Below are 25,243 nucleotides of genomic sequence, written 5' to 3' on the forward strand. Positions count from 1 at the left end.
GGAGGGACCACCATGATCTCCCAGGACCTGCTCCAGGCGTTCCCCGACCTCTTCGGCACCAAGCGCGTCAACGGGCGTGACCTCGACGTCGACGACACCATCACCCGCCTGACCCGCGAGGTCGACCCGGCCATCGCCGAGGCGCTGGCGGCCCGGCGGGCCATCCTCCAGTCGCCGGCCCCGGTGGCCGGGAAGTACGCCTGGCCGTCGTGGGACGAGTCCTTCGTGGACCCGGTCTCGGGAACGGCCTGGACCTTCCGCCAGGTGGTGCAGGGGCTGGTGGACAACTTCCAGGGGCGCGAGAGCCCCTGGCGGTGGCGGCTCAACGACGAGGTGGCCATCCCGGCGCAGGTGCACCCGTCGCAGAACCCAGGCCTGGAGCTGACCGGGCCGTGGGCCCCGCTCGACATGGCCTTCAACGCGCTCAACAGCCCGGCGCCGATGAACATGCCGGACTTCGAGGACGCCTCGCCGCCCCACTTCCGCCCGCAGGGCGCGCCGGCCGGCGAGCCGGTGGGGGTCTTCGCGGCCCTGCAGAACGCCAAGGAGATCTTCGCCGGGAAGTGGAACGACCAGCCCTACCAGGTGGCCAAGAAGGGGGCCACGCGCAGCTACCGCATCACCCGGCCGCCGCAGCACTGGCCCACCCGCCTGGCGCGCCCGCCCAGCATCCACCTGCGCTTCGACCAGGTCACGGTGGACGGCCGGCCCGCCCCGGGCCTGGTGGTGGTGGCCGTCATCTGGGCGCTCACCAACTTCGACGCCCTGCGGGCCGCCGGCAGCGGGGTCTACTTCTACATCCCCAAGATGCAGACGCCGCGGGAGGCGCTGATCGTCGAGCGGCTGCTGTCCCGGCTGGAGGAGCTGATCGGCGTCCCGGCCGGCACCATCAAGGTGAAGATGCTCTACGAGGAGGGCAACGGCGGCCGCTACCTGGCGGCCATCGCCTGGACCTTCCGGCGCCGCCTGCTGGGCACCAACGTGGGGCGCTGGGACTACCTGGGCAGCCTCATCGAGATGTGGAAGGACGACCCGCGCGGCGTCTTCCCGGACCCGCAGTCGGTCGGGATGGCCACCCCCAACATGATCGCCTACCAGCGCTACAACGCGCTGCTCATGCTGATGGCCGGCATGAAGGACGGGCGGCTCAGCAACGCCTCGCCCATCGGCGGCATGGCGGCGGTGATGATCTACCAGAAGGGCGACCCCTACGGCCGCTCCCGCTACAACCCGCTGGCGCTGCGCGCCATGGTGGTGGACAAGCTGCGCGAGCGGCTGCTGGGGCTGGTGTTCGTGCCGGACGGCGCGGGGGCGGACCAGCCGACCCTCGACGACGTGCTGGCCGGCCGCGCCAAGGGCCGGCTCTACGACTGCTACCGGCAGAGCTGGGTGGCCAGCCCCGAGGTGGAGTACGTGGCCGCCGGCAACGGCCCGCTGCAGGCCGAGCTGGGCGGGCTGCAGGCGCTGGTGGACCGGCCGCTCCAGACCGTGGAGGTGGACGGCAAGCCGGTGCCGACCGCCGCCAGCGGCCTCGCGCCGGCCGAGCGGTCGCTGCTGCAGGCCCGCGGCATCCTCGACGCGGCCGGCCGCATCACCCCGAGCGTGGTGACCCGCCAGTCGCTCGACACGCCGGAGCAGCTGCTGTCGCCGGCGCTGTGGGAGGCCATCTACCGGCCGCCCACCGGCGAGGTCACCATCGAGCACGTGCAGCACTCCTTCTACATGGCGGCCAACTACGGCTTCCAGATCCTGAACGGCAACTTCGCGGCGGCCATCGACGACTACGAGCTGAAGCTGCGCTTCATGAACGACCTGGCCACCTACCGCATCTACGTCTCCTGGCTCTGGTCGCTGGCCCACCACCAGGCCCCCATCACCCGGGACGGCCACCTGCTCCGCCAGGCGCTCACCGGGGACGGGGTGGTGCTGGGGAAGCAGGCCGAGCCGGTCCGGGCCGGGACCCCCTTCGACCGCGCCCTCTTCGAGAAGGTCTTCGCCTACCACGACGAGTGGACGGCGGCCTTCTTCGCCGAGCTGGACCGCGGCGGCGCGCCGGGCCGCTTCGACCGGTCCAAGGCGCCGGTGATCATGGCGCTGCTCAAGCGGCAGCTGCTCTCGCCCCGCTACGTGCAGCACAGCGCCCGGGTGCTCTTCATCATCGGCCAGGCCAGCCCCGCCCTGCACGACCAGCTCCTCGAGGCCATCTTCGACCTCCCCCGGGACGAGGTGGCCCGCCGCGTCGCCTCCGGGCGGTTCGACCGCGCCGCGCTCGAGGCGCACGACTACGCCCTGGACCCGGCCGCGCCCTGAGCCGCCGACCCCGGGCCGCCGCCCGGCTTCAGGCGGCCGGGAAGGCGCCGGCCGCCAGCCGGCGGGCGTAGGCCCCCACGTCGGGCGGCCAGGCCGCCGTGAGCGCCTCGAAGCGCTCGCCCTGCCCGGCGAAGAGCGCCCGGGTGGCCTCCTCGTAGCCCGGCAGGTCGCCGGCCAGCGAGGTCATGAGGCGGTAGGCCACCTCCTGGGCGCGCCGCACCCGGTCGCGGCCCCCGCCCAGCCGGCGGGCCTCCTCGACCAGCCGGCGCAGCGCCACCGAGGCCCCACCCGGCTGGGCGGCGAGCCACTCCCAGTGGCGCGGCAGGAGCGTCACCTCGCGCGCCACCACCCCCAGCCTGGGCCGGCCCGGACCGCGCGGCTCGGCCGGGGGTGCCCCCGCCGGCGCCGCCCCGTCGGCCCCAGGGGCCACCGGCTGGGCCAGCCTGGCCGCGTGGCGGGCCTTCACCTCGGCGGCGCTGCCCCGCAGGTCGAGCTCCACCTGGCGCGCCGTGGCGTCCTCGAAGGCCAGGAGCGCGGCCCGCTCGCCCCGCTCGAGGGCGCCCCGGGCGGCCAGCGCCACCGTGACCAGGTCGCCCTCGGCGAGGCGGCGGTGGCCGGCGAACAGGGTGCAGCTGGGGGCGCTGGCGGCGGTCATGGTGGGCTCCTGGGCGCCCGGGCTGGCCGGGCGCTCCAGGTTTTACCCGGGTCAAACGTCGGCGTCAATTCCACCCGGATGAAACGGTGGCGCGGGCGGCCCCGCTGGCCCGGTCCACCGGACGCCCGGGCGAGGCTGGAGGGGGCGACTCCGGGTCCGTCCGCTCGCGTAGGATGCGCCGGTGCTCCTCCCCATCGGGCTCGACAACGCGCGGGTCAGCCGCCTGCCCTGGGTCACCATCACGCTGCTGGTGCTCAACGTGCTGGCCTTCGTGGGCTCGGCGCTCGCCGCCGACGACGACGCCCTGGCGGCCCGCTGGCACGAGCTGGCCACCTACTGGCAGGCGCACCCGTGGCTGGAGCCCCCGGAGGCGCTGCGCCCCCTGCAGCCGCGGCCCGCCGAGGCGGACGAGCCCGGCGAGGTGGAGGCGACCGCCGCGCCGCAGCGTCCGGCGCCCCCCGCGGGCGTCGACCTCGAGCCGCAGCGGCGCGCGCTGGCCGGCCTGGCGGAGGCCTACCTGGCCGAGCGGGAGGCGCAGCCGCGGCGGCGCTTCGCGCTCGTGCCGGCGCGCGGCCCGTGGCAGGTGGGGTGGCTGACGCACCTCTTCATGCACGCCGACCTGGAGCACCTGCTCGGGAACATGCTGCTCTTCCTGCTGGTGGTGGCGCCCTTCCTGGAGGACGCGTGGGGCGGCGGGTTCTTCCTGGCCTTCTACCTGGGCGGCGGCCTGGTGGCGGCGCTGGCGCAGGTGCTGCCGAAGGGCGCGTCGGAGGTGGGGCTGATCGGCGCCTCCGGCGCCATCTCCGCGTGCCTGGGGGCCTTCGCGGTGCGCTTCGCCCACCGCAAGGTGCGCATCTTCTACTGGTTCTTCCTCCTGGTGCGCGGCACCTTCTTCGTCCCCTCCTGGGCCTACGCGCTGGCCTTCGCCTCCATGAACCTGTGGGCCCTCTCGCTGACCGGGACCACCGGCCCGGTGGCCTTCGCCGCCCACGTGGGCGGGTTCGCCTTCGGCCTGGGGGTGGTGCTGGTGATGCGGGCCACCCGCCTGGAGGACCGGCTCTCGCCGGAGGGGGCCACCCGCTGGCGTGGCCACATGGGCCACGACCGCGCCGCCGAGGCCCTGGCCGCCGGCGACCTGGCCGGTGCCCGGCAGCGGCTCCAGGAGGTGGTCCAGCAGCGCCCCGACGATCAGGTGGCGCTCCTCGAGCTCGCCCGCATGGACGCGGCCCGCCTCGACGCGGTGGAGGCCACGCCGCGGGTGGAGCGGCTGGTGCTGCTGCGGCTGGCGGCCGGAGACGAGGCGGGTGCCCGGGCGCTGGCGGCCGAGCTGGGCCAGGTGACCCGGCCCGACCTCCTCCGGCCTGCCTCGGCCTACCGGCTGGGCGAGCTCGTGGAGCCGGCCGAGCCGGAGCGGGCGGCCCGGCTCTTCCAGGCGGCGGCGCGCGGCGACGGCGCGCTGGTGGGCAAGGCGGCGCTGCGGGCGGCGCTGCTGCTGCGCGACACCCGGCCCGCCGAGGCCCTGGAGCTGGCCGAGCAGGCGGCCGCCTCGGCCGAGGCGCCGCCGCCGCTGGCCGCGCAGGCGCAGGCCCTGGCGGTGGAGCTGGCCGCCGCGCTGGCCCGGGCCGACCCGTTCGCCGGTGGCCTGGCGCTCGAGCCGGAGGCGCCGGCGGCGGACGCCCTGGGGGCCGCCGAGCCGGTGCGCCTGGTGCGCTGCCGCCTGGCCGGGGTGGACGAGGGCGGCCTCGACCTGGTCACCGCGGAGGGGCGGCGCGCCCGCGTCGAGGCGGGGCGGCTGGCCGCGGTGGCCTGCGGCCTCGTGCCGGGGACGGCGGCGCCCGGCGCCACGGCGCCGCCCCGTCCCACCGTGCTGGTGGACCTCCTGCTCCACCCGCGCCCCGGCGAGCCGCGCGTGGTGCTGCGGCTGCCGGGCCAGGGACTCGACCTGGCCCGCCTGGCCCCGGGCGTGCCCCCCGCCGAGGCCTTCGCCCGGCTGCTGGGCCGCCTGCTCGAGACCAGCCGGGCCCGCGCCATCCCGGATCGCGCCGCGGTGCTGGGGCAGGCCTTCGCCCGCTTCGCCGACGCCGAGACCTTCGAGCGGGCCGCCTGGGGGCGGAGGCTCGAGCCAGCGGCGCCTGCCGGGACGGCGCCCGGAACCTAGAGCGGCGGCGACACGTACACGGCGCTGGCGCTGGCCGGCGCCGCCGCGGCCGCACCGCAGTCGCTGTTCCCGAACAGGTAGAGCCGGCGCCCCACCACCGCGCCCTGGTACAGCGGCGACGCGGCGGCCGGCAGCTGGGCCAGGGCCGACCACGGGCCGGGCTGCCCGTCGGCCTGCGGCGTGCTCGCCACCACCTCGCGGGAGCCCCCCAGCGCCACCACCAGCCGGCCCGACACCACCGTGAGGTGCGGGAAGCTCACGGCGGCGGGGAGCTGGCTGGTGGACTCCACCCAGGCGCCGAGCGTGTGGTCCGCCGCCACCGGCGCCACCCAGAGCCGGGTGCCGCCGCCGGGCAGCAGGTAGGCCCGCCCACCCAGGAAGACCAGGCCGGCGTTGAGCGTCGGCGTGGGCATGGTGGAGGCCTCGAACCAGCCGGTGGGCTCCCCGGTGGTGGCGTCGAGCGGCGAGGCGTAGAGCGCCTGGCTCACGTTGGGCGAGGCCGAGATGTTGAGCCCGCCCCCGGCGTAGAGGACGCCGTCCCGGGCCGCCACCAGCGGGGCCGAGCCGATCCAGCCGGGCGCGGGATTGGCCGCCGCGGTCCAGGCCGAGAGCGTGCCGTCGGTGGCCGCCCGGGCGAGCCAGACCGCGCCGTCCCAGCTCGGGCCGTTCCTGGCGCCGCCGGCCGTGTAGATGAAGCCGTTGGCCACCGCCACGCCCCCCAGCGACCGGTTGAATCCGCCGGGCCCGGTCTCGCCCTCGGCCCAGGCGCCCAGCGTGCCGTCGGCGGCCACGGCGGCGCGGAAGACCCGGCCGTCGCTCCGGCCGGTGTTGCACGCGGCCGAGTCGACGTAGCCGTTGAAGAGGTAGACGTGGCCGTTGCCGGGGGCGGCCGCCACCGCGTTGATGCGCGGCGAGAGGAGCGCGGCCGAGGCCTGCCACGCCCCGCCCTCCTCCGACCCAGACCCGCCCCCACAGCCGGCAGCGGCGAGCGAGGTCACGAGCCCGATCCAGACGCACCAACCCTGCGAGCGCATCCCGTTCATGGTGCTCCCTCCAGTCAGCCGGTTCTTCTGGTCGATCGTCCGCTCGCCGCCCAGCTGCGGCGGCAGGATCTTGGGTGCCGACCTGAGGTGGGCCGCGCGGCGGCGCGCCACGGCCCCGACCCGGACGAGCCGTTGAACCCTGGGCAGGGGACACGACTGCGCCCGCGTGGCCAGGCGGCGGCCCGCCTGGACTCCGGGCGCGGCCCGGGTACACTGCCTGTCCGGATCCCTGGAGGGGGACACCATGCGCCACCTGCTGGCCCCGCGGCTGCTCGCCGCAGCCCTCGCGCTCTCGGCCTCGCCGGCCGCGCGCGCCGGGACGTTCGACGAGGGCGGACGCAAGACCACCCGCCAGGAGCTCTCGGTGGAGGTGGAGCGGCTGGAGCTCCAGAACGGCCTGGTGGTCCTGCTGGCGCCGGACCCGGCCGTCGCCAGCGTGGCCGTCTGGATGAGCTTCGGCGCGGGCGCCATCCACGAGCCGCCCGGCCGGAGTGGACTGGCCCACCTGGCCGAGCACCTCATGTTCTCCGGCCCCACGCCGGAGACCGACTACCAGGCCCTGCTGGAGGGGCGGCGCGCCCGCCACCTCAACGCCAGCACCGGCTACGACGCCATGATCTTCCAGGTGGTGCTGCCGGCCGAGGAGCTGCCGGCGGCGCTGTGGGTCATGGCCGACCGGCTGGGCACCCTGCCCGGGCTGGTGGACGACGTCCAGGTGGAGCGGCATCGGCGGGTGGTGCTCGAGGAGCGGGCCATCCGCGCGGTGGACGAGCCCTACGGCCTGGTCGGCGAGCAGCTCCTGCGGCGGCTCTACGCGGCGCCCCACCCGCTGCACGCCGGGGTGATCGGCGCGCCGGCCCAGCTGGCCGCCGTCACGGGCGGCGAGGTGCGGGCCTTCGTGGCCGAGCGGCTGGTGCCGGCCAACGCGGTCCTGGCGGTGGTCGGGCGCTTCGACCCCGCCGAGGCGCGCCGGCTGGTGGAGGACGGGCTGGGCCGCCTGCCGGGCGGGCGACGCTCCCGCCCGCCGCCCCTCCCGCCGCCCTCCGAGGAGTACGTGGACCAGCGGGCCGAGCCGCTCTCGCGCGAGCCCCGCGTCACCATGGCCTGGCGGTTCCCGGGCATGCCCCACGCCGACGCCGTGGCGCTGGAGCTGGGCGGACAGCTCCTCACCCTGCTCACCGACGGCGCCTGGGGCATGCGCGTCTCGGCCGGCCTGCACGAGTACGTCGGCGAGACCACCTTCCGGATGGACCTCACCGTGCCCTACGACGAGCCGATGGCCGCGCTGCACCGCGACGCCGACGGCTTCCTGCGGATGCTGACGGTGCGCGAGATGCCGGTGGAGCACCTGCTGACGGCCAACCTGCTCCTCGATCGGCGGGCGCTCTTCGACCTGGACACGCTGGAGGGGCGCGCCGGGGCGCTGGTCCACTTCGAGCGGTTCGGCGGGGCCCGCCTCACCGTGGGCGACCACCTCTCCTGGCACTGGAAGCTGGACCGGATGGTGGTGCGCGACGCGGCCCGCGTCCACCTGCGCCAGCCCAAGGTGGTGATGCACGCCCGGCCGACCCGCCCCAAGCCGGCCCGCCTGGAGCGCGAGTGAGCCGCCCGCCCCGCCCCGGCCGGCCGGCCCTCCTCCTGGCGCTGGCCGCCCTGGCCCTGGCGGCGCCCCGCGCCGGGGCCGCCCTGCCCGCCGCGTCGCCCACCCTGCCCGCCGCGCCGGCCGCCCCCTGGCAGGCCACCGCGCCGCCGCCGGCCCTGGCGCCAGCCCCGGCGCCGGCGCCGCCGGCCCGCGAGCTCCTCCTGCCGAACGGCCTGCGGGTGGTGGTGGTGGAGCACCACCGGCGCCCGCTGGTGGTGGTCGACCTGCTGCTGGCCCGCGGCACCCTGCTCGACCCGCCGGAGGTGGGCGGCGCCGCGGCCCTGGCGGTGCGCCTGGCCGGCGACTTCCACGAGGTCTCCGAGACCGGCGAGGAGCTGGTGGAGGAGAAGTCCTTCCGCCGCCAGCTCATCGAGCTGGGTGGCGTGGCCCACTTCGAGGCCCAGGCCGACCTGGCCAGCGCCAGGCTGGCGGGCTACGCCCGCGACACCGGCGCCTACCTGCGGCTGCTGGCCGGCGCGGTGCAGGAGCCCCGCCGCGGCGAGCGGTCCTTCAAGGCGCGGCGCGACGGCTTCCTCGACGCGCTGGAGGACCTCCGGTCGTCCGACCCCGAGGCGCTGGAGCGGACGGTGGTCGAGGCCGCCTTCGGGGTCGGGCACCCGTACGCCCGCTCCGAGATCGGCACCCACGCCAGCCTGACCGCCATGGGGCTGGAGCAGGTGGTGGAGCTGCAGCGGCAGCTCTTCGTGCCGGAGGGCGCCACGCTGCTGGTGGTGGGCGACGTCGCGGCCAGCCGGGTCTTCGCCGAGGCCCGCCGGGCCTTCGGCGCCTGGGAAGGGCGCGCCGCGCCGGCGCCGGTGGTGGGCGCCACCCGCGCCCCGACGCGGCGCCAGCCGGTGGGGCTGCTCAGGCGGGAGCCGGCCAGCACCCTCGTCACCTGCGCCACCCGCCCGCTGGGCGGGGTGCGGGCCAGCGACGGCGCGCTGGAGGTCCTGGCCACCCTGCTGGGACAGGGGGGCGGCAGCCGGCTCTCCCTGGCGCTGCGCGACCAGGCGGGCCTCACCTACGACGCCAGCGCCATGCTGGTGCGGCGCCGCCACGCCCGCGCCTTCGTGGCCTGCTCGGCGTTGGCCGCCGATCGGGCCGGCCAGGGGCTGCGGCTCTTCCGGGAGACGCTGGAGGCGGCCCGGACCCGGGCACCCGTCGCGGCCGAGGTGGCCCGGGCCAAGGCCCTGCGGCTGGCCCAGCTGGAGGGCGCCTGGGACGACGCCGACCGCATCGCCCAGACCTGGCGGGAGGCCATCGCCCTGGGCACGCCGCGCCCCAGCCTCGAGCGGAGGCGGGCCGAGATCGAGCGGGTCACGGTGGACGACCTGGCCCGGCTGGCGCAGGAGGTGCTGCGCCCCGAGACCATCCGCTGGGTCGTCTCCGGCGAGCGCCTCGTCGCGGCCAGCGCCACCGCCGCCAACGGCCTGGGCCCGCCCGCCGCGCTGGTCGTCGGCCGGTGAAGCGGCCCGGCCCCTACAGCGGGAACTTCAGGCCGACGTTGAGGTAGAGGGCGCGGGAGGCCCCGACGTCCACGGTCTTGAGCGTGCTCAGGTCGGTGAGCGACCACTCGGAGCTGAGGTCGGCGAAGAGGAAGGCCAGGTCGAGGCCGACGCCGGCGACCACCCCGTAGGTCGGGTCCTCCAGGTCGCCCCTGGAGAGACCGCGGCCGTCCACCGCGGTGACGAAGAAGGCGGAGGCGCCGCCGAAGGCCCGCACCGAGAGGAACCCGCGGGCGTCGCCGATCAGGTGGTAGCCGACCACGACCGGGACGCGCAGGCCGGTCAGCCCGTCGAAGTCCACCCCGTGCGAGGCCGCGGTGATGGTGGTGCTCTTGCGCGCGTAGAAGGCCCCGGCCTCGAGGTAGAGCAGCTCGCCGAGCAGCGCGGTGCCGCCGGCCTGCCAGCCGACCTTGCCGGAGGCCTGCCCGCTCTGGGGATCCCGCGTCACGTCCGAGAAGGTGACCCCCGCCGCCGGCTTGAGCGTGAGCTGGGCGGCCGCGGCGCCGGGCGCGAGGGCGAGGGCGAGCAGGAGGAGCGCGGCGTGGGTGCGGTGCATGGTGGTCTCCGGTGGGCCGGTGCAGCAGGGGGGCACCTCGGTGACCCTCGGCGGCCACCGGATGCGACCGGGCGCCGGCCCGGCTCCCCAAGAGGGCGGCGGCGGCAGGCCCCCCGAGGGCCGCGGCGTGCCGGACCCTCCCCGCCTCAGTTGACGCAGACCAGCCGCAGGTCGATGGCGTCCCCCAGCCCGAGCCGGCAGCCGTTCTGGAACGTCAGCTGGGCGGGCCGGCCGAAGCGCGGCGGGGCGTAGACGGCGTCGGCGGCGGCCGCGCCGGCGGACCCTTCCTCGGCCACCTGGCAGGCCACCGTGCCTCCGCCCGCCCGGGTCAGCGAGACCACCAGCATGTGCCAGTCGGCCGGAGCGCCCTGCAGGGGCAGCGACGAGGGCATCAGGATCTCGGCGAAGCCCGCCAGCGTGTCGGCGAAGCTGGCGTCGCAGATGGACCCCAGCCGCATGCGGGCGCCGCCCACCGCCTCGAGCAGCGCGGCGAAGCGGTCGCCCTTGTCGAAGGCGGTGCCGCAGGCCGTGTTGACGCCGGCGCACTGCGGCTCGCCGCAGGAGGGGGCCAGGCTGGCGGGATCGAACCCGGCGATGACGCCCACCGCCACGTCGCGCAGCTCGCCGTCCAGCGGGCCGAAGAGGAAGGAGGCCAGGTCCTCGGGCGGGTCGAGCACCGGCGGCTCGGCCCCCTTGACGGCCGGGTCGTGGCACTCGGGGTTGGAGGCGGCGCGCGGCTCGGCCGAGTCGGAGCAGTCGTCCTCGTCGGTGACGAAGATCACGGCCAGCCGGGCCCCGGGGCGCAGGAACCCGGCGTTGGCGTCGCGCAGGCGGTCCGAGAGGGCCAGCCGCGCGGCGCGGAAGGGCTGCTCCTTGCCGGTGCCGCGGACGCCCAGCAGCACGTTGGCCCTGAAGTCCCTGGCCAGCCCCGCCAGCGCCGCGGGCGAGGCGCCCTTGTCGAGGACGCGGGCCCCGCCCCAGCCGCCGGTGGCCGCGTAGGTGGCGGCGTCGTACACCAGGTCGCCCGCCAGGCCGTCGCCGCCGGCGTCCTGCGCCACGGCCACCAGCGCGCCGTCCGGGTAGGGCACGCCGGCGGCCGGCCCGGCGCCGTAGGCCTGGCCGGCGGTGGCGCCGGCGCCGAAGCCCTCCACCGAGGTGGAGGTGACCCCGATGCGGAAGTCGTTCTGCACCGGCGAGGCGATGAGGGTGTCGATGAAGACCCCCAGGTTGTCGCGCAGGGTGGCCTGCTCCTCCGCCATCGACTGGGAGTCGTCGATGACGAAGAGGATGTCGGTGGCCACGGCGTCGGGCAGCACCTGCGTCGCGGCGCAGTCCTCGACCGCGCCGGCGGGGACGGCGCCGCAGCCGCAGCCGGGGAGCGCGGCCAGGGCGCCGAGGAGCAGGAGGGTGGCGGTGCGCATGGGCAGGTCTCCTGTGGGTCTCAGCGCTCGAGGCGCGCCTGCTTCTCGCCGGCCAGCCGCTCCAGCACCCCGGCCGCCGCGGCCCGGGCCTCGGCGCCCGCGCCGGCGTCCTTCAGCGTGGCCGCCGCCTGGAGCAGCAGGGCGCGCTCGCCCGCCTCCCGCCGCCGCAGCGCCTCCACCATGCCGGCCACGTCGCCGGCCAGCGCCACCAGGAGGTCGCGGGTGCGCAGCGGCCGCGGGGGCCGCAGCGCCCCCTCGGCCACCTCGCGGCAGGTGCGGCCGATGGCGAAGGCCGGGCCGGCGATCCGGTGGGTGATGACCACCGCCGCCAGGAGCAGCAGCAGCAGCACCCCGGCCAGGGCCGCGGCCACCAGCACGATGCGCCCGCGGTCCTCGGCGGCCAGCGCCCGGGCGATGGACTCCCCGGCGTCGGGGTCGCCGAGGGCGATGACCCGGCTGGTCTCCTGCCAGGCCCGCAGGAGGAGCCAGCCGAGGCCGAGGCACAGGAGCAGCGCCACCGCCACCAGGTAGCTGGCCAGCCTGAGCTGCAGCGCGCCGTCGACCAGGTAGTTGCGGATGCGCCGGTGGCTGCGGCCGCCGCGCGCCTGGGCGGGGGCGGGGGCCGTGGCGGGGCCGGGCTGGGCGGCGTGGTCCATGGCTGTCCCCTCTTACCGCCGTCCGAGGCGGGTCGCGAGCTCCTCACACGGCCCCCGGGCGGCTGCGTCCACCACCGTGGCGGCCACGGCGGCCAGCCGCGCCTCCGGCAGGGCGCCCGTCACCGTGGCCCGGGCGCTGCCCTCCAGGAGGTCGAGCCGGCCGTCGCCGTCGACGGCGGCCAGCGACACCGTGGCGGACACCACGGTCCGCTCGCCGCCCGCCTCCACCGCCACCTTCACCGTCACCGCCGGCCGGACCCGCACCTCGCCTGGCCCGGTGAGCGGCAGGCCGAGCCGCGCCAGGTGGCCCTGCAGCGCCTGCCGGGCCACGGCGCGCGCCGAGGGGGTGCCGGTCGGCTCCTCCAGGGCGAGGGTCACCGGGCCGAGGCCGGCCAGGGCGCGGGTCGCGGCGGCGCGCACGGCGGGGTCGGGGTCGGCCTGGGCGGCGGCCTGCAGGGTGGGCCGGGCCACCTGGGCGCCCATCCTGGCGAGCGCGCCCACCGCGGCCAGGCGGACCGCGGCGGCGCGGTCCTCGGCCACCGCCTGGCGCAGCGCCGGCACCGCCTCGAGGGCGCCGCGCTGCCCGAGCAGGATGGCCGCCTGGGTCCGCACCTTGAGCGAGTCGTCGCGGCGCAGCGCGCCCACCGCGGCCTCCACCGGCGACCCGGCGCGCGCCGGGGGCGCGAGCCCCACGGCCAGCGCCAGGGCGAGGAGGCGGCGGCGCGTGGACGGGTGGATCACTGGCCCGCGGGCGGCGCGCCCTCGCCCAGGATGGTGAACTCGACGCGCCGGTTCCTGGCGCGGCCCAGGGCCGTGGCGTTGCTGGCGATGGGGCGCTCGAAGCCGAAGCCCGCCGGGACCAGCCGCCCGGCCGGGATCCCCTTGCCGACCAGGTAGCGCGCCACCGCGGCGGCGCGCCGGGCCGACAGCTCCTTGTTGTAGGCGGCGGGGCCGACGTCGTCGGTGTGCCCCTCGACGCGGAGCCGGCCCAGCTCGTCGTGTTCGGCCAGCAGCCGGGCCACCTGGTCGAGCACCGGGAAGGACCCGGCCTGGATGGTGTCCCGGTCGGTGTCGAAGTGGATGGCGTCCTTGAGCGAGAGCCGCTGCGCCTCGATCTCCACCAGCGGCTCGCCCGGCTCGGGCGGGCAGCCGGCGCGCTCCGCCGGCCCTGGCACCCGCGGGCAGCGGTCCTCGCCGTCGGGGATGGCGTCGCCGTCGGCGTCGGGGCAGCCGTCGAGCTCCCGGCGGCCGGGCACGGTGGGGCAGGCGTCCTTCCCGTTGGGCACGCCGTCCCGGTCGGCGTCCTCGTCGGGCCGGCCCACCGCCTGGCCGCCCCAGCGGACCCCTGCGAAGACCCGCCAGCGCTCGTGGCCGTAGCCGGCCGCGCCCAGGCCGGCGCCCAGCCCGGCCTCCACCGACAGCGCCTGGGTCAGGAAGGCCCGCAGGCCGGCCCGCGCCGCCAGCGGGGCCCGCCAGCGCGCGCTGCCGGGCTCGAGGCCGGGCGGCACCTGGCCGGTGACCTCGGCCAGGGCCCGCCAGCGGTCGAGCCGCCCCACCGGCGGCAGCTCCAGGGTGGCGCCGGCGCCCCAGGTGAAGGCGTCGTCCACCGCCAGCTGGGCGTACTGCCCGCGGCCGCGGAGCAGCCAGCCGACCTGGCCGTCCAGCCGGAGGCGGCCCAGGGTGCGGGAGGCCAGCAGCGAGGGGGCCAGCGCCAGGCCGTCGCCGGCGAAGGCCCGCCGGTCGCCGGTGGGGAGCCGCAGGTCGAGCAGCGCGGCCAGCGAGACCGGCCAGCCCGCCAGGAAGGTGAGGGGCGCCTTGGCGCCGAGGCGCAGGTCGCCGAGCGCCGCGGCCGCCACCGGCTCCACCAGCGGGCCGGTCACCCCCTGGTCGGTGAGGAAGGAGAGGTCGCTCCACTGGCGCAGCGCCACCGGGAGGTGCGCCGAGAGCTCCACCCGGCCCAGCGACCAGCCGCCCAGCAGGTGGAGCGCCAGCCGCCGCTCCAGCAGGTCGTCCTGCCGGCCGCCCTGCGAGGCCGTCAGCAGGCCGCTGGCCAGGTCGAGCAGGGCGGCCAGCCGCCAGGTGCCGGTGGGCAGCGCCGCCGCGGTCTCCACCGTGAAGCCGCCGTCGAGCGAGAGGGCCAGGCGCGACGGATCGGCGTCGAAGCCGCGCTGGGTGGGATCCTCGGCCGCCCCGGCGCGCGCCGCGAGGGCGGCCGCGGCGGCCAGGCACAGGAGGAGGCGCTGCGGCATCCGGCGAGCTTAGGCGACTGGCACCGGGAGGCAAGGGTGCGCCGGCTCCCCGCGTCCCCGCCCTGTGGCAGGCTGGGCCCTCTTCGCCGGGGAGGCACACCATGGGACTGCTGGACGCGCTGCGCGGTGAGCTGGTCGACATCGTGGAGTGGGTGGACGACACCAACCGGACCCTGGTGTGGCGCTTCCCGCGCTACCAGAACGCCATCAAGAACGGCGCCCAGCTGATCGTGCGCCCGGGCCAGGTGGCGGTCTTCGTGGACCGCGGCCAGATCGCCGACGTGTTCCAGCCGGGCATGGTGCAGCTCACCACCGCCAACCTGCCGCTGCTCTCCACGCTGCAGGGCTGGAAGTACGGCTTCGAGAGCCCCTTCAAGTGCGAGGTCTACTTCGTCTCGACGCGCCAGATCACCGACCTGAAGTGGGGCACGCCCAACCCGGTCATGCTGCGCGACGCCGACTTCGGCCCCATCCGCCTGCGCGCCTTCGGCACCTACGCGCTCAAGGCCTCCGACCCCAGGGCGCTGCTGACCGGCCTGGTGGGCACCGACGGGGTCTTCGAGGCCGACGAGGTGGGCGAGCTGCTCCGCTCGCTCATCACCAGCGCCTTCGCCCAGCTGGTGGGCGAGAGCAAGATCGCCGCGCTCGACCTGGCCGCCAACACCACCGCCCTCTCCGAGACGCTGCGCGCCCGGGTGCAGGCCCGCATCGACGACGAGTACGGGCTGGAGCTGCCGCAGTGCCTCATCGTCAACGTCTCGCTCCCGCCGGAGGTGGAGAAGGCGCTCGACACCCGCAGCAGCATCGGCGTCATGGGCGACCTGCAGAAGTTCCAGCAGTACCAGCTGGGCCAGGCCATGCTGGCCTCGGCCCAGAACCCGGCCGGCGGGCTGGGCGCGGCCGGCGCCGGGCTGGGGCTGGGGGTGGCCATGCTGGGCCAGGTGGGCCAGGCCCTGGCGCCCCCGGCCGCCTCGCCGCCGCCCCCGCCGCCGCCGCCCGCCGGCTGGCACCTGGCGGTGAACGGGCAGACGCAGGGGCCCTTCGACGCCGCCGCGCTGGCCGCGGCCGCCGCCCGCGGGCAGCTCACGCCGGCCTCGCTGGTCTGGAGCGCGGCGCTGGCGGGCTGGACCCCGGCCGGCCAGGTGCCGGCGCTGGCCGGCCTCTTCGCCCCGCCGCCCCCGCCCCCCCACCAGCCCCCTGACCTGGACGTCGCCGCAGCGGCCGCCCGCACCGTGAGCGCTCCTCCGCCTCCCCTGCCGCCCCCGCCGGCGCCCCCGGGCTCCAGCCGGGGCCCGGCCGCCCCGGCCGCCGATCAGGACCGGGGCCGCACCTTCCCCTGCGAGCGCTGCGGGGCCGACCTCACCTTCAGCATCGGGGCGCAGCTGCTGCGCTGCGGCCACTGCGGCTTCGAGAAGGCGCTGGACGCGCCGGCCGCGCCCGAGGTCCAGGAGAACGACCTCGCCGCGGGCCTGCAGCGGCAGGTGGAGCGGCGCTCCCGCGGCGCCCAGGCGGTGGGCACCAGCGAGCTCGGCTGCGCCGCCTGCGGCGCCACCGTGGTCTTCCAGGGCACCCTCACCGCCACCGCCTGCGCCTACTGCGGCGAGCCGCTGCTGCGCGACCAGGTCCACGCCGCGCCCGACCGCGTCCCGGTCGACGGCCTGCTCACCTTCGCGGTGGAGCAGGCGGCGGCGCGCGCCGGGCTGGCCGGCTGGGTGCGCGGCCTCTGGTTCGCGCCCACCGAGTTCGTGCGGCGCGGCATCGACGGCGCGCTGCAGGGCGTCTACCTCCCCTACTTCACCTTCGACGCCATGACCTCCACCCGCTACGCCGGCGAGCGCGGCGACCACTTCTGGGTCGAGGTGGGCAGCGGCACCCAGCGCCGCCGCGAGCAGCGCACCCGCTGGACGCCGGCGGGCGGCGAGTTCCAGCGCTTCTTCGACGACGTGCTGGTGCCGGCGGTGTCCACCCTGCCGGCGGCGCTGCTGGACCGGCTCGAGCCCTGGCCGCTCGGCGGCGTCATCGCCTTCACCCCCGCGGCGCTGGCCGGCGCGCGGGCCCACACCTACGACCTCGAGCTCGAGCCGGCCGGCGGCCAGGCGCGGGCCCGCATCGAGGCGGCCCTCTCGGAGGAGGTGCGGGCGCGCATCGGCGGCGACGTGCAGCGGGTCCAGGCGCAGCAGACCGCCTACGCCGGGCTCACCTACAAGCACCTGCTGCTGCCGGTGTGGCTGCTGGCCTACCGCTACGGCGACCGGAGCTACCGGGTGGCCATCAACGCCTGCACCGGCGAGGTGCACGGCGAGCGGCCCTGGAGCCCCTGGAAGATCGGCGCGGCGGTGGTGCTCGGGCTGCTGGCGGCCGGGGTGGTGGCGCTGCTGACCGAGGGGCGCTGAGGCGGAGGCGCCCGGAGCGCCCGCCCCGACACACGGTTCGCTCCCACGCAGGGTCCGCCGATGGCGTGCGACACGGCGTCGCCCCCAGGCTCAGGCGGGCCTGCCACGGATGGCGGCTGGCCTTCTCCCTCCGGCGGTGGGACCGTTCTGGGGTCGAGTCGTCGTGAACCTGGGCACCTTGGGGGGAGCCATGTTCCGTTCGATCGCCGCCGCCCTGTCGCTCCTCGTGGCTGGCTCGCAGCTCGGCTGCGCCAAGAAGGCCTCAGACCCGATCCAGCCCTGCCAGCAACCGAAGCCCACGCTCGAGCAGTGCCTCGACACGGCCTGGATGACGCAGGTGCAGGAGGGCATCACGGAGGGCACCTGCGCCGACCAGCTCAGCGCCACCTGCTACGACCTCTTCGCCGATGCGCAGTCCGAGGCGCGGCTCAAGCAGGCCGCCTGCGACGACTACTGGAAGCCCTGCACCGAGGCCATCTGCCCCACCGGCCCCAACACCAGCGACGCCCCGGTGGTCTGCTACCGCGTCACGCTGGAGCTGTACCCGACCCACGTCCGGACGGACGGCCTGCTGCAGGGCAACCAGATCAGCTACGCCTGCCGCAAGACCTTCCTCCCCGGCAAGCCGCCCCTCACCACCACCACCGGCAACCCGCTCGAGCAGGACCTGCAGGAGCTCATCCTGCAGGAGCGCACCCTGCCCTGGAGCAAGGTGGAGGTGGGCGGGCTCGTCACCTGGGGCGTGACCGAGCAGGAGCAGCAGCAGGTCATGTCGCTCTCCATCCCGGCCGAGCCCGCCTCGCGGCCAGCGCCCAGGCAGCGCTCGCTCAACAACGTGCGGCTCTCCACGCTATGCGCCGGCGAGACCCTGCCCGAGCCGAACATCACCTACGAGTCCAGCCAGTGGTTCGACGAGCCGCTGCAGGACCAGCAGCTCGACATCGCCGAGCTGGGGAGCTGCCAGGGGTACGCCATCAACAAGTACTACGACTGGTCCGTCTTCAAGGCGCGCATGTCCCACGAGCGCGCCTACTCGCAGGAGGTGCCGGCCATCCTGCGCGTCCGCAAGGCCTTCGGCGGCGGGGTGGCCGCCACGCGCGGCGCCATCGGCTCGCTCTACCTCTCCACCGGGCTGATGTCGCGGAGCCTGGAGCCCGGCGCCTTCTCGGTCGGCCCCAACCCGGCCTTCCCGCTCACCGCGGGGGTGAGCCGCCAGGTGAGCCTGGTGCGCGAGATCCTGTTCCGGGCCCGCCGCGCCAACCTGGCGACCGCCCCCGACGACCACCGGCACCGGCTCAAGTTCGTCACGCCGGCCCTGGCGTCCTGGACCTCGCCCTGCCCCACGCCCACCTCCTGCCTGAACCTGCCCACCACCGAGGACTGGGCCTGGCACCGCGACATGCTGAACCGGTACCTGGAGACCGCGGTGACGCCGCTCCAGGAGGTCACGGCGCGCCTGCAGCGCCAGGCCCTCCTGGAGCTGCTGGCCCGGCGGGCCCAGGTGGAGGTGGCGGCCTGGCTGGTCGACCGGGATGTGACCCCGGTGGCGCGCACCGTGATCCTGCCCACCCCCAGCGTGAGCAACCTGGCCAGCATGTGGGCCTGGGAGCTGGCCCAGGGCCACATCTTCACCACCCTCGAGTCGGTGACCACCGAGGAGCGGCGCTTCCTGCAGGAGCAGTTCGCCCGCGACTGGGAGCTGGTCAAGTTCAACGTGAAGACCATGTCCGACGCCACGCTGGACCAGCTCCTGCGGGAGATCGACGAGCTGATCGAGACCTCCATCACCAAGCAGCACGCCGCCTGCCTGGCGGCCAGCGCCGCCGGCCGGCCGGTGCTGTGCGACTGGCTCCCGGAGATGTTCACGGCCCGCTTCGAGGGCGTCACCGAGCGCGACCTGCTGGCCCTGCCGGCGCCCGGGAGCGGCGACCTGCCCGACGCCGGTCCCAGCGCGGACAAGCACCGCTGCGACGTCTACACCGCGGGGCTGAGCTTCAGCCGGCTGGCGGGCACCCCGCAGCACCCGGGCTTCGCCTTCTCCTGCCCGCTCAACTCGGGGGTGGGGGACCTGGACCAGTACCAGGTGTGCGGCTGCAGCGAGGTCGCCGGGGGCTACGTCTGCGGCGACGACGACACCTTCAACCCGACGCCCAGGCCCGCGCCGCCCGGCACCTCCCCGCTCTTCTACCCGGCCACCAGCTACCGGGCCTCCATCGGCGCGCTGCAGCTCCTCTTCGGCAAGGGCGGGCGGGTGGACCGGATGAACGACGTGGCCTTCGCCGTGGCCACCTCCTTCATCCCCAACTGCAGCCCGACGCCCACCATGACCGAGGTCCGGGCGGCCACCCAGACGCTGGGCTTCGGCCTGTTCGGCGCCACCCTGGTGGAGGAGTTCAGCTGGTCGAAGAGCGGCGCCGCGGACGACCGTTCCTTCCTCAAGGCCCACTTCAAGGCCGAGGCGAAGGTCCTGTCGCTCGACGTCCCGCTCCTCGACGTGACCGCCACGGCCGACCGGGTGCGCGACTCGGACGGCACCCGGTCGCTCACCGTGGAGGCGGCCGGCATGAACATCCCCATCCCGGGCGACGGGACGAGCTTCAACGACGGGGACGAGTGGCTGGGCATCGGTGGCTTCTTCCCCTTCATGGTCGGACCGATCCCCATGTCGGTGAGCTTCGGCGTGGGCGGCTCCTGGAGCGTCCACGCCGGCGCCGGGCTGGCCTCGCCCTTGAAGGTCACGGCCGGGGGCCTCACCGGCGCCAACCTCTTCGTGGAGGGCGGGGTGGACGCCGGCATCGCCGGCGCCGGCATCGGCGCCTACATCGACATCGTGAAGCTGGGCCCGAGCTTCAGCGGGGCGCTCGGCATGCGGACCACGCCGCAGGGGAGCGGGCACTTCGCCCCGAACCCGCTCCAGCTCTCCTCCTCGCTGGACCTCGACACCGTGCTCCTCTCGGGCGCCTTCTACGCCTGGGCCAAGGTGGGGGTCTGCCCCATCTGCAAGAAGTTCTCGCTGACGCTCTTCGAGTGGGGCGGCTACCGGCTCAAGACCCCGGTCTGGAGCCGATCGGTGCCGCTCACCGAGGGGAACCTGGACAAGCTGGGGTCCTGGCACCCGCCCCCGCAGTGCACCAACTGACCGGGGAGGCGCATGGCGCGGCGAGGCGGCGGCTGGCCGAGGTGGGGGCGCTGGGCGCTCGGCGGGGCGCTGGCGACGGCCCTGCTGGTGGCGATCGCGCTGGTGACCTTCGGGCCGCTGGGGTCCGGGCTGCGCGCCCTGCCCCGGTGGGAGCCGGGCCAGGCCTACCGCTACCGGCTGGACTACCGGGCCACCGAGCGGGTGGCGCTGCTGGGTGACCCGGCGGCGGCCGGTGGGCGGGCCGACGTGGAGGGGCGCTTCGAGGTGGCCGCCACCCTGGTGCTGGGCGCGCTCGGGGTGGAGCCAGGCGGGTCGCTCCTGGCGCTCACCCTGGAGGCGCCCACGGCGGCCCGCTTCGAGTTCATGGGGCAGCCGCTGGTGCCCGAGGCGGAGGCGAGGGCCCAGCTGGCCGCGGGCGAGGCGCTGCTGGTGCTCACCCCCGGGGGCCAGGTGGCGTCGGTCCGCTTCGTGCCGGGCGCGCCGGTCCTCTTCCGGCGGACGGTGCTGACCGTCCTCTCGGAGCTTCGCCTGGACCTGCGCGCCGGGCAGGCGGCCTGGCAGGTCGCCGAGGCGGGCCAGCGCGGCGCCGGCCAGGCGGCCTGGAGCGCGCGCCGCGGCCTCACGGCCGACCTGGCCACCAAGCTGAAGGCGCCCTACACCCGGCTGCACGCCGTGCCGGAGGGGCTGGCCGGGCTGGCGCAGGACCTCGACGCCCGGGTCGAGGTCGAGGTCACCCTGCGCGGCCGCCTCCGGCGCGTCGCCAGCTCGGAGCGGCTCAGCCTCCGCACGGCCGCCCGCGCCACCCGGCTGGCCGCCGAGGCCAGCTGCTCGCTCCTGCTCTCCGGGGAGCGCCCGCTCGACGCGCCGCGGGGGCTCGAGGCGCTGCGGGACCGGGCGCTGGAGCGGCTGGCCGAGGCCGCGCCGGCCCGGCTGGAGGATCCCAGCCCGTCGGAGGAGACCCGGCGGGCGCTCGAGGAGCAGGTGGCCGGCGGGGTGGACCTGGCCGTGCTCATGGGCCGGCTCGACGGGCTGGCGGCCGGTCACCCGCTGCCCGCCGACTTCATGTGGCGTGGCGGCACCTGGCTCAGGCTCCACCCGGAGGCCTGCGCCGCCCTGGCGGCTCGCTTCCGCGAGGCCGGCGCCACGCCGCGGGTGCGCCGGGCGCTGGTCTCGCTGCTGGTCCAGGCGGCCTCGGCGGAGGCCCAGGCCACCCTGCGCGAGCTGCTGTCCGCCGCGACGTCGCGCGCCCAGGAGGGCTGGCCGCGCCTCCTCACCCAGCTCACCTTCCTGGAGACGCCCGAGCCGGCCACGCTCGAGCTCCTGGCCGCCGTGGCCGGCGCCGATGGGCCGGGCCGCACCGCGGCCACCATGGCGCTGGGGGCGGCCATCGGCCGGGCGCGCGGCGAGGAGGCCGCCGCGGTGGCGTCGGAGCTCGACCGGCGCCTCGGCGCCGAGCTGGCGGCGACCGCCGATCCGGCCCGCCAGGCCGTCCTGCTGGCCTCCCTGGCCAACGCCGGGCGGCCCGACGACGTCCCGGTGGTGCTGCCCTTCGCCGCGGCCCGGTCGGCGCAGGTCCGCATCGCGGCGGCCGACGCCCTGGGCCGGACGCCCACGCCGGACGGGGTGGCGGCGCTGGAGCGGCTGGTGGTGGACGGGGAGCTGCCGGTGCAGGGCGCGGCCATCGCGGCGCTGGCCCGCCACGCGCCCGGCCAGCAGGGCCTGGAGCGGCTGGCCGCCCTGGTGCGGGGCGGGGCGGTCCACGAGCTCTCCTTCCCGGCGCTCCTCAACCTGGCCGCGGCCAGCCGGGCCACCGGCGCGCCGCCACCCGCCGTCCGGGCGCTGCTGGCGGCCATGTCGGCCGCGCCCATCGGCCGGCCGGAGATCCGGCGGCTGGTGGACGACGCGCTGGCGGCCGCGCCCTGAGCGGCGCGCCGCCGGGGCCCGCCCTCACGTCTTCAGCGAGAAGGGCGTGAAGTCGGTGTCGCGGTCGTAGTAGTCCTCCTGCTCCCGCCGCTTCAGGAAGCCCACCACCCGGTAGGTCACCGGGGTGGCCAGCACCTCCCAGGCCACCTTGAGCGCGTAGTTCCCCAGCATCACCTTGAGCAGCAGCGAGGGCGCCCAGACGCCCAGGAACGCCAGGGGGTAGAACACCAGCGTGTCGGCGGCCTCGCCCACCACGGTGGAGCCGATGGTCCGCACCCACAGGAAGCGGCCGGCGGTCTTCACCTTGAGCTTGGCCAGGGTCACCGAGTTGGCGAACTCCCCGCAGGCGTACCCCAGCAGCGAGGCCAGCGCGGTGCGCCAGGTGGAGCCGAAGACGGCCGCCAGGGCCTCCTGGCCCTGCCACTCGGGCGAGGGCGGCATCTGCACCACCACCGCGCTCATGAGCGAGGCGTAGGCCAGGGCCGCGAAGCCGGCCCACACCACCTTGCGGGAGCGGGCGTAGCCGTAGACCTCGGTCAGGACGTCGCCGAAGAGGTAGCTGAGCGGGAAGAACAGGTTGCCGGCGCCGAAGGTGAAGCCGGCCACCGTGACCGCCTTGCTCACGCCCACCAGGTTGGCGCACAGCAGCACCGTGACGAATGCGGCCATGAGCAGGTCGTAGTACCGGTAAGTTCTGGCGGGAGGTGGCGTGGACATGGTCTCGAGCCGCAGGGGGTGCGCGTCGTGAAGAGGACTCTGGACTGGCCGGAAGGCTCCGAGGAGCTTCCCATGGTCGACGTCTACTTACCGATGATGAAGGCCGCGGCCATCATATCCGCAGGCCAGCTGCGGCTCTTCGAGGCGCTGGCCGGAGGGCCGCTGGGCGTGGCCCGCCTGGCCGAGGTCACCGGCTCGAGCGAGCTGGGCATCCGGCACCTGGCCGACTTCCTGGTGGCCGTGGGGTACCTGGTGGAGGGTCCCGAGGGGCTGTCCAACTCGCGGCGCGCGGCCCGCTGGTTCACCGGCCAGGGCGACGTGGACTACACCGCGGGCCTGCTCTGGACCGCCGAGTCCTGGGGCCTGATGGGCCACCTGACGGCGGCGGTGCGCCAGGGCGCGCCCGAGAAGACGCTGTGGGAGTCGATGCAGGAGCGGCCCCACTGGGGCCCCATCTTCTCGAGCTACATGATGGCCTTCGCCAGGCACCTGGGGCCGGACCTGCTCGAGCGGGTGGTCCTGCCCGGGGGAGCCCGCCGGCTCCTCGACCTGGGTGGGTCCCACGGGCTCCACTCGGTCGGCTTCTGCCGGCGCTACCCGCAGCTGGAGTCGGTCATCGTCGACTTCCCCAGCGCCCTCACCCAGACCGAGGCCATGCTGGCGCGCGAGGGGCTCTCCGATCGCATCCGCGTCCAGCCGGGCAACCTGCTGGAGGGCAGCTGGGGTGACGGCTACGACGTGGTGCTCTACCTCTCGGTGGCCCACAACCAGACCGCCGAGGACAACGCCCGGGTGCTCAGGCACATCGGGGCGGTGCTGCGCCCGGGCGGCCTGCTGGTGATCCACGAGTACCTCGCCGGCGCGCCGCTCGACGTCTACGACGCGGCCTTCCGGCTCACCCTGCTGGTCGAGACCGCCACCCGCACCTACAGCCTGGAGGAGATCTCCGCCTGGCTGGCCGACGCCGGCTTCGAGCCGCCGGAGCGGACCGACCTGGCGCCGCGGGAGAAGGGCTCGCTGGTCTTCGCGCGCAGGCGGGCCTGACGCCGCCCCGGCGCCTGGCCGGCGGCTACTTGATGAGCTTCAGGAAGGTCAGGGTGTCGCGGATGATGCCCATGACCACCCAGACGAAGACCGCGCCGAAGAGGAAGACCCCGAAGACCAGCAGGTTGAGGTACTGGGCCGGGATCTCGAAGTAGAGCGCCAGCGGGGAGAGCAGGTAGCAGGCGAAGAAGACCACGATGAGGGCCGTCAGCAGCCCCCACTTCTCGCCGACCTCGCCGCCCACGATGGCCCGCTTGAGCTGGACCGCCAGGACCGCGTTGTAGCCCATCACCAGGATGGCCAGGCCCGCCAGGGCGTAGGCGACGTAGAGCATGTGGTTCCCCTCGTGGGTGGTTACGTGGCGCGCTCCAGCAGCTCGCGCATGTGGCGGCCGAGCTCCTCGGCCTTCTTCTTGCTGATGAAGAGCCGCGTCAGCCTCTCGACGTCGGCGACCGCGCCGTGGAGCGCCTTGGGCACGTTCCCGGCGGCGGCCAGCAGCTCGTGCGCCTGCGCGCCCTGCTCGCCGAGCTCGGCGGTGACCAGCGCCTGCAGCCGGTCCAGCAGGCTGGGCTCGGGCGGGCGCGCCGGCGGCGCCGCGGCCAGCGCGAGCTCCCCGGTGGTGGCCCTGGCCGGCTCGCCGCCCAGGCGCAGCCGCCGGAGCACCTGGGTGAGCGACATGGAGAGCAGCGGCGCGTTCACCTGCGGGGTGCAGAGCACCAGCAGCCAGGCCTGCTCCATGGACCGGAGGATGACGCGCCCGTCACCGAACTGGAGGTCGAGGCTGGCGTGGTCGCCGGCCAGCCACTCCTGGAAGTACCCGTCGGCCGACAGCGTGCCGGCCAGCGCCTCCAGGCCGGCGGTGTCGAACACCGGCGGGAACTCGGAGAAGGCCACGGCGCCCGCCTGGTCGAAGACCATGCTGCCCACCACGCCGGGCACGGCGGCGAGCTGGCTGAGCGCGGCGCGCTGTCCCAGGGAGGGCTCCACGGTCACCTCCCCGCCGGGCGCGTCAGCAGCCCGCGCACCTGCACCGCGATGGGCTCCATGGCGACCCCCGGACCGCCCGCCACGCCCAGGTAGTTGCCGTTGCTGTGCACCACCAGGAACGCCTCGCGGGCGCCCTGCAGGGTGGCCACCACCAGCGCGCCCAGCCCGAAGGCCGCCCCGACCGCGCCGGCGTGGTTCAGCGCCAGGTACAGCCCCTTGGCGGCCAGCTCCTCGGCCGCGGGCCCCTCGCCGGGCGCCGTGCGCCCGTCGCTCCCGAAGCGCACCGCGCGGGCCACGCCCTGGATGGCCCGGACCCGGTCCACCGTGCTGGGCACGGCCCGCTCCCGCGCCGCCGGGCCGATGGGCGGCGGCGTCAGGGCCGGCGCCGGCTGGCGGCGCTGCTCGTCCAGCACCCGGTGGGTGTCGAGCAGCAGGTGGCTGAGCCGCTTGGTGATGGTCCGCTTGAGGGTGGTGGTGTTGGGGAAGGGCTCGAAGGCGCCGTCGGGCCAGCCGAGGATGACGCCCACGGCCTGCTCGCCCACCACCTGGCCGGCCTCGGCGTGCACCACCTCGCCGGCCTCGAAGTAGAGGTGCCCCACCTGGCCGTGGAAGGTGACCGCCACCAGGCCGGAGAAGTGGTTGAGCGACCAGACCTGGAGCAGGTCCACCAGCGGCAGGCCGCCGGTGGCGCCGCTGAAGCCGGCGCCGGCTGGACTCTCGGAGCGATTGGTCATGGTCTCCTCCGCGCTGCCCGCGTCGGACCTCCGGGGGCATGCACCGGTCCGGCCCGATGGGCCACCAGCGGCCCTCATACACACGGTCCAGGAGGCTCGCAAGGAAAGGGC

General features: G+C 76.2%; 19 protein-coding genes. 8 read left to right on the forward strand and 11 right to left on the reverse strand.

Annotated elements, in window-relative coordinates; genetic code table 11:
* The first annotated feature begins 12 nt into the window (after nt 1-12).
* A complete protein-coding gene (locus tag IPO09_13600) occupies nt 13-2,310 on the forward strand; it encodes a malate synthase (protein MBK9518354.1) in 2,298 nt (765 codons plus the stop codon).
* A gap of 28 nt (nt 2,311-2,338) precedes the next feature.
* On the opposite strand, the gene IPO09_13605 is transcribed toward IPO09_13600, so the two are convergent.
* Complete coding sequence (locus IPO09_13605) at nt 2,339-2,965, reverse strand: DUF2239 family protein (GenBank protein MBK9518355.1); 627 nt, start codon at nt 2,963-2,965, stop codon at nt 2,339-2,341.
* A gap of 181 nt (nt 2,966-3,146) precedes the next feature.
* Here IPO09_13605 and IPO09_13610 point away from each other — a divergent pair, with 181 nt between their 5' ends.
* Nucleotides 3,147-5,123 (forward strand): rhomboid family intramembrane serine protease, encoded by a 1,977-nt coding sequence (locus tag IPO09_13610; GenBank protein MBK9518356.1) that lies wholly within the window; start codon nt 3,147-3,149, stop codon nt 5,121-5,123.
* Here the strand turns inward: IPO09_13610 and IPO09_13615 are convergent.
* Complete coding sequence (locus IPO09_13615) at nt 5,120-6,277, reverse strand: hypothetical protein (GenBank protein MBK9518357.1); 1,158 nt, start codon at nt 6,275-6,277, stop codon at nt 5,120-5,122. The genes IPO09_13610 and IPO09_13615 overlap by 4 nt on opposite strands.
* A 133-nt stretch (nt 6,278-6,410) precedes the next feature.
* On the opposite strand from IPO09_13615, the gene IPO09_13620 reads away from it, so the two are divergent.
* Both IPO09_13620 and IPO09_13625 read left to right on the forward strand, forming a co-directional pair.
* Nucleotides 6,411-7,769: an insulinase family protein gene (locus IPO09_13620; protein MBK9518358.1), complete on the forward strand. Its 1,359-nt coding sequence runs from the start codon at nt 6,411-6,413 to the stop codon at nt 7,767-7,769.
* The gene (locus tag IPO09_13625) at nt 7,766-9,274 is read left to right on the forward strand and encodes an insulinase family protein (protein MBK9518359.1); all 1,509 of its coding nucleotides are present in this window, start codon (nt 7,766-7,768) and stop codon (nt 9,272-9,274) included. The genes IPO09_13620 and IPO09_13625 overlap by 4 nt, the downstream gene beginning before the upstream one ends.
* Nucleotides 9,275-9,287: 13 nt before the next feature.
* Here the strand turns inward: IPO09_13625 and IPO09_13630 are convergent, their stop codons facing one another.
* The 5 genes from IPO09_13630 to IPO09_13650 all read right to left on the reverse strand — a co-directional run bounded on the left by IPO09_13630 (nt 9,288) and on the right by IPO09_13650 (nt 14,195).
* Nucleotides 9,288-9,869, reverse strand: a complete 582-nt coding sequence (locus IPO09_13630) for an outer membrane beta-barrel protein (GenBank protein ID MBK9518360.1) — start codon at nt 9,867-9,869, stop codon at nt 9,288-9,290.
* 146 nt (nt 9,870-10,015) lie between these two features.
* Entirely contained in the window at nt 10,016-11,290 is a 1,275-nt protein-coding gene (locus tag IPO09_13635; protein ID MBK9518361.1) for a hypothetical protein, read from the reverse strand.
* Nucleotides 11,291-11,310: 20 nt separating this feature from the next.
* Nucleotides 11,311-11,946, reverse strand: a complete 636-nt coding sequence (locus IPO09_13640) for a hypothetical protein (GenBank protein ID MBK9518362.1) — start codon at nt 11,944-11,946, stop codon at nt 11,311-11,313.
* 12 nt (nt 11,947-11,958) lie between these two features.
* Nucleotides 11,959-12,687 (reverse strand): HEAT repeat domain-containing protein, encoded by a 729-nt coding sequence (locus tag IPO09_13645; protein MBK9518363.1) that lies wholly within the window; start codon nt 12,685-12,687, stop codon nt 11,959-11,961.
* Entirely contained in the window at nt 12,684-14,195 is a 1,512-nt protein-coding gene (locus IPO09_13650) for an OmpA family protein (GenBank protein ID MBK9518364.1), read from the reverse strand. Before IPO09_13650 ends, IPO09_13645 begins: the two co-directional genes overlap by 4 nt.
* A gap of 101 nt (nt 14,196-14,296) precedes the next feature.
* On the opposite strand from IPO09_13650, the gene IPO09_13655 reads away from it, so the two are divergent.
* The 3 genes from IPO09_13655 to IPO09_13665 all read left to right on the forward strand — a co-directional run bounded on the left by IPO09_13655 (nt 14,297) and on the right by IPO09_13665 (nt 21,650).
* On the forward strand, nt 14,297-16,588 hold the full coding sequence (locus IPO09_13655) for an SPFH domain-containing protein (GenBank protein ID MBK9518365.1): 2,292 nt from the start codon (nt 14,297-14,299) through the stop codon (nt 16,586-16,588).
* Between the two features lie 190 nt (nt 16,589-16,778).
* Nucleotides 16,779-19,727 carry a hypothetical protein gene (locus IPO09_13660; GenBank protein ID MBK9518366.1) on the forward strand — a complete coding sequence of 983 codons (2,949 nt, stop codon included), beginning with the start codon at nt 16,779-16,781 and terminating at the stop codon, nt 19,725-19,727.
* A gap of 12 nt (nt 19,728-19,739) precedes the next feature.
* A complete protein-coding gene (locus IPO09_13665; GenBank protein MBK9518367.1) occupies nt 19,740-21,650 on the forward strand; it encodes a HEAT repeat domain-containing protein in 1,911 nt (636 codons plus the stop codon).
* 24 nt (nt 21,651-21,674) lie between these two features.
* Here the strand turns inward: IPO09_13665 and IPO09_13670 are convergent, their stop codons facing one another.
* Entirely contained in the window at nt 21,675-22,367 is a 693-nt protein-coding gene (locus IPO09_13670) for a queuosine precursor transporter (GenBank protein MBK9518368.1), read from the reverse strand.
* A 72-nt stretch (nt 22,368-22,439) separates the two neighbouring features.
* Between IPO09_13670 and IPO09_13675 the strand changes: the two genes are divergently transcribed.
* A complete protein-coding gene (locus tag IPO09_13675) occupies nt 22,440-23,411 on the forward strand; it encodes a methyltransferase (GenBank protein MBK9518369.1) in 972 nt (323 codons plus the stop codon).
* Nucleotides 23,412-23,436: 25 nt separating this feature from the next.
* Here the strand turns inward: IPO09_13675 and IPO09_13680 are convergent, their stop codons facing one another.
* From IPO09_13680 to IPO09_13690, 3 genes are read right to left on the reverse strand one after another with little or no spacing between them, the layout of a single operon-like run.
* Nucleotides 23,437-23,745: a hypothetical protein gene (locus IPO09_13680; protein MBK9518370.1), complete on the reverse strand. Its 309-nt coding sequence runs from the start codon at nt 23,743-23,745 to the stop codon at nt 23,437-23,439.
* A gap of 20 nt (nt 23,746-23,765) precedes the next feature.
* The gene (locus IPO09_13685) at nt 23,766-24,398 is read right to left on the reverse strand and encodes a hypothetical protein (protein MBK9518371.1); all 633 of its coding nucleotides are present in this window, start codon (nt 24,396-24,398) and stop codon (nt 23,766-23,768) included.
* A 2-nt stretch (nt 24,399-24,400) separates the two neighbouring features.
* Nucleotides 24,401-25,132, reverse strand: coding sequence for a DUF4388 domain-containing protein (locus tag IPO09_13690; protein MBK9518372.1), 732 nt, complete (start codon nt 25,130-25,132; stop codon nt 24,401-24,403).
* Nucleotides 25,133-25,243: the final 111 nt, after the last annotated feature.

The organism is Anaeromyxobacter sp., from assembly GCA_016718565.1.
Lineage (GTDB): Bacteria > Myxococcota > Myxococcia > Myxococcales > Anaeromyxobacteraceae > JADKCZ01.